The sequence below is a fragment of the Micromonospora sp. M51 genome, from assembly GCF_018070305.1.
GTDB lineage: Bacteria > Actinomycetota > Actinomycetes > Mycobacteriales > Micromonosporaceae > Micromonospora > Micromonospora parva.
In genome coordinates this window covers 1-4,273 of record NZ_JAGPXZ010000553.1, presented here as the reverse complement: position 1 = coordinate 4,273, position 4,273 = coordinate 1, and the positions used below count along the sequence as shown (strand labels likewise).

The 4,273-nt window shown below is 73.5% G+C and carries 4 protein-coding genes; 2 read left to right on the top strand and 2 right to left on the bottom strand.

Features of this window, described 5'->3' with window-relative positions:
- Together mptB (KBX53_RS24330) and mptB (KBX53_RS24325) are read left to right on the top strand one after the other, a co-directional pair.
- On the top strand, window positions 1-1,177 hold a 1,177-nt coding region (gene mptB / locus KBX53_RS24330; protein ID WP_210861841.1), incomplete at its 5' end, for a polyprenol phosphomannose-dependent alpha 1,6 mannosyltransferase MptB.
- 14 nt (window positions 1,178-1,191) lie between these two features.
- The gene (gene mptB, locus KBX53_RS24325) at window positions 1,192-2,655 is read left to right on the top strand and encodes a polyprenol phosphomannose-dependent alpha 1,6 mannosyltransferase MptB (RefSeq protein ID WP_309140844.1); all 1,464 of its coding nucleotides are present in this window, start codon (window positions 1,192-1,194) and stop codon (window positions 2,653-2,655) included.
- A 57-nt stretch (window positions 2,656-2,712) separates the two neighbouring features.
- Here the strand turns inward: mptB (KBX53_RS24325) and KBX53_RS24320 are convergent, their stop codons facing one another.
- Together KBX53_RS24320 and KBX53_RS24315 are read right to left on the bottom strand one after the other, a co-directional pair.
- Complete coding sequence (locus KBX53_RS24320; RefSeq protein WP_210861839.1) at window positions 2,713-3,696, bottom strand: hypothetical protein; 984 nt, start codon at window positions 3,694-3,696, stop codon at window positions 2,713-2,715.
- Window positions 3,693-4,058, bottom strand: a complete 366-nt coding sequence (locus tag KBX53_RS24315) for a PadR family transcriptional regulator (protein ID WP_030330089.1) — start codon at window positions 4,056-4,058, stop codon at window positions 3,693-3,695. The genes KBX53_RS24320 and KBX53_RS24315 overlap by 4 nt, the downstream gene beginning before the upstream one ends.
- Between the last annotated feature and the right edge of the window lie 215 nt (window positions 4,059-4,273).

Sequence of the window (4,273 nt, the reverse complement as noted above, 5' to 3'; positions counted from 1 at the left end):
TCTCCAGCCCGCCGGACGGGTCGAGGTGGTGCCGCTGCTCGTCGCACCCCCCTTCGGCAGCCGGGACGTCTACGCGTACGCGTGCCAGGGCGCCAGCTTCGCCGCCGGCATCAGCCCGTACGAGCAGGGTGTCTCCGCACTGCCCTGCCCCTGGCTGGACACGGTTTCGGTCATCTGGCGGGACACCCCGGCGCCGTACGGGCCGCTGTTCGTGCTCATCGCGGGCGCGGTCGTCGAGGTCACCGGTTCGCTGACCGCCAGCATCGTGCTGTTCCGGGCCCTGTCGCTGGTCGGCGTGGCGCTGACCGCGTGGGCGCTGCCGGTGCTGGCCCGCCGAGCCGGGGTTCCGGCCGGCCGGGCGGTGTGGTTGGCGCTGGGCTGCCCGCTGGTCGCCACGCACCTGATCGGTGGCCCCCACAACGACGTGCTGATGCTCGCCGCGCTGGTCGGTGGGCTGGCCGTGGTGGCCTCCCACCCGGGCCGACGCGGGCTGCTGCTGGTCGGCGGGTTGCTCCTCGGTGTCGCCGTGGCGATCAAGGTCACCGCCGTGGTGGTGGTGCCGTTCGCCGCGCTGGCGGCCACCGCCGGGCCGTTCCGGATCCGGACGCTGATCCGCGACGGCGGCTGGGTGGTCGGCGGCGCGGTCGCCACAGTGGTCGGCGTGACAGTCGTCGGTGGGCTGGACTTCGGCTGGGTCGGCGGACTCTCCCAGGGCGGCGCCGCCATCGCCTGGACCTCCCCACCCACCGCCATCGGGCAGACCATCAACTATCTCGCGGTGCCGTTCGGCGCTCACATCGACGCGTTGCCGGCGACCCGCGCGATCGCCGTGGTGGTGCTGGCCGTCCTGCTCGTCTGGCTCTGGTGGCGTTCCCGCACCCGTGACCCGCTGTTCTACGCCGGCCTCGCGCTCGCCGTGACGGTCGCGCTCTCGCCGGTCGTGCACCCCTGGTACTGGACGTGGCCGTTGTTCGTGCTGGCCGCCACCGCCCGGCGGACCGGATGGTTCGTCGTGGTCGCCCTGGTCGCCTCGTTCCTGATCCTTCCGGACGGCACCGGGCTGCCCCGGTACACCAAGACGGTCGGGGCGCCGCTGATGACGCTGTTGGTGATCGTGGTGGTCGTCCGGTTGGTACGGTCGGCTCGGGCGGCCCGTCAGCCGGTCGCCGCCGACTGAGGGAAGGTGCGCCGGTGACCGCTCCCGGTGCCGCTCTCTCCCGGTACGCCGGCCTGCTCGGCGCCGTTCTGCTCGCCGTGGCCGCACACCTCGGCGGAGCGCTGCCCGACGCCCCGCTGGGCGTCACACCCGCGTCGATCTGGCGAGCCCCGGACGGCCCCGCCACGCTGACCTGCTGGCTGGTCGGCACCGTGCTGCTGGTCGGCGCGTGGTGGTCGCTGCGCGACGGTGCCCCGTCGACCCGATGGGCGTACGTCACCGCCGGACTGTGGGCGCTGCCGCTGCTCGTCGCGCCACCGCTGGGCAGCCGGGACGTCTACTCGTACGCCTGCCAGGGCTGGACGTACGCGCACGGCGTCGACCCGTACGCGGTGGGGGTGGCGGCGGCCGGCTGCCCCTGGCTGGACACTGTCGCCCCGATCTGGCGGGACACCCCGGCACCGTACGGGCCGGTCTTCGTCCTGCTCGCCGCGCTCGCGGTGGGTGTCGGTGGCGGGTTGACCGGCACGGTCGTGACACTGCGGGTCATCGCCGTGGCGGGCGTTCTGCTGGCTGCGTACTGCCTGCCCGGTCTGGCCCGCGCCGCCGGGGTACCGATCCGGCGGGCCGCCTGGCTGGCGCTGGCCGGGCCGTTGGTCGGGGTGCACCTGGTGGCCGGGGCGCACAACGACGCGGTGATGCTGGGTCTGCTGCTCAGCGGGCTGCTGGTGGCGATCCGGCGACCGGGTAGGCCGGCGGCGCTGCTGCTGGCCGGGGCGCTGCTCGGCCTGGCGGTCACGGTGAAGGCCACCGCCGTGGTGGTGGTGCCGTTCGCCGTGTTGGCCGGGGTGCGCGGCCGGTACACCTGGCGGGCGCTGTTGCGCGACGGCGGCTGGCTGGCCGGAGGGCTCGTCGGCGCGGTGCTGGTCACCTCGGCGGCGTCCGGTCTCGGGTTCGGCTGGGTGGGCGCGCTGACGCACAGCGGCGACTCCGAGCAGTGGACGTCACCACCCACCGCCGTCGGCTTCGTCGTTGACTACGCCGGCGCGCTGGTCGGCCGGGACCCGCAGGCGGTGCCGGTGCTCCGCGCTGTCGCCCTGCTGCTGCTCGCCGGGGTGCTGGCAGTGCTGTGGTGGCGGGCCTGGCGGGCGCTGCGCGGTGCCGACGACGTCCCACGGGTGGCGCAGGTCGAGGGGAGCGGCCCCGGGGTGGCGCTGCGCGGCGCGGCGCTGGCGCTGGTCGCCACCGTCGTGCTGTCCCCGGTCTTCCACCCCTGGTACGCGACCTGGCCCCTGGCGCTGCTCGCACTCACCGCCGGGCGGACGACATGGTTCGTGCTGCCGGCCTCGGCGGCGGCCTTCCTCACCCTGCCCGACGGCACCAATCTGGCCCGGTTCACCAAGGCTCCCGGCGCGGTGGCGATGACCGCCCTGCTCCTGACCGCGCTGGCAATCACCCTCCAGCGCCCCCGCGAAGATCGCGCTCGATCCCGGATGTAGTGGTGTCGGGCAGCGTCGGATGCCACTACATCCAGGATCGAGCACGATCATGAGCGGTCAGGCCCGCGTTCCACAGGTGGGGCACTGTCGGCTCGAGGTCGGGGTGGTGGCAGGCCGGCGGGCGCGAACGAGGACTGTCAGGAGCAGTACGGCCGGACCGACGACCGCGACGGCGACCGCGCTCGCGGCCAGGTCCGTGAAGGTGACACCACCGTGTGCCGAGTTGAGGCTGTCAGCCAGGCCGGGCACCGTCAGGAAGCCGGCGGGGGTGAGCAGTGTGACGAGCGCCCAGCCGCCGCGGGTGTCCCCGCCCGCAGCCAAACCCGTCGCCAGCAGCGCCCCGACGACAAGCAGCAGTCCGCCGACGGAGGGCAGGAAGATCGTCATGGTGATGCCGTAGTAGCTGTCGACTGCGTCCAAGCCGACCAGCAACTCCGTCGCCACCAGCGTCAACAGTGCGGACAGCAGTGGCGTGAGCCGGATCGCCGTCGGAAGTCGGTCGGGCAGGGCGAGCCCGAGCAGGCCCAGGACCACCTGCGGCAGAAGCACGAACAGCGGTGGTCGGGGGGCGTCGAGCACAGCGGCCACCGGCGGCAGCGCCAGGGTGAGCAGGAGCGCGACGGTGATGGACAGCCGGGCGACCCGACTCGGCGCGACGGCCGTCACCACCGCCACCAGCAACCATGCCGCCCACGCGACGACACCGAGCGAGACGAAGGGGCCGACGTGCGGGACTCCCCACTCCGCGGGCGGCGGATGTTGTTCTGCCGCACCCCACACACCAGCGAGAGCGCTAGCGGTGACGAGGGACAGCAGCGCCGCGAGGCGTACCCCGGCAACCAGACCGGTGACGCCCACGGCCCGCAGCCGCTGGCGGAGGCCGCCGCGCACCAGGTCCGCGGCGTCCGCCGGTGTGGGCCAGCGTTGGTCACTGGCGGCCAGGTCGAGGTAGGTGCCGACGATTTCGGCGCCGCGGGCGCGCCGGTACTCGGCGGGGTACGCGCGCAACAGCCGGAGGTAACGCCGTTCCAGGTCGTTCATGCCAGCCCTCCGACCGTACGCGGGGTGACGGGGCGGGCGGCGCGAGCCCGCTTGGAGAGTTGGGTGGTTGCGGCTTCGACGTTGCGACGCAGCCGCTCGGTCTCGGCGCTCAACGTGGTCTCGCCGCCGGGGGAGAGGCGGTAGTAGCGACGCAGCCGACCGTCCACCACCTCCTCCCGGTCGACCTCGACGAGGCCGGCGTCGACGAGCCGGTCGAGGGCCCCGTAGAGCGTCCCGGGGCGGAGCGACACGCGGTTGTCGGAGAGGGCGGCGACCTCGTGGATCAGCCCGTAGCCGTGCATCGGCTCGGCGGCGAGCGCGGTGAGGATCAGGAAGGTGGGTTCGCGTAGCGGTGTGTCCACCGTCGCAATATATCGGACGCGAAGGCATAGCGGGGGGGTCGAAACGGGCCGGGCCGGCCCCGCTGACGCGGAGCCGGCCCGGCCGGTGGTGCGGTGACTGCTCAGCAGTCGTAGTACATGGCGAACTAACCGCGCATGGTGGCTGACCTGGGGGAGTGGCGTCGATCGAGCCGTTGAGCAGGGCGGACGTCGTATATCAACTTCCATCGTTGTCC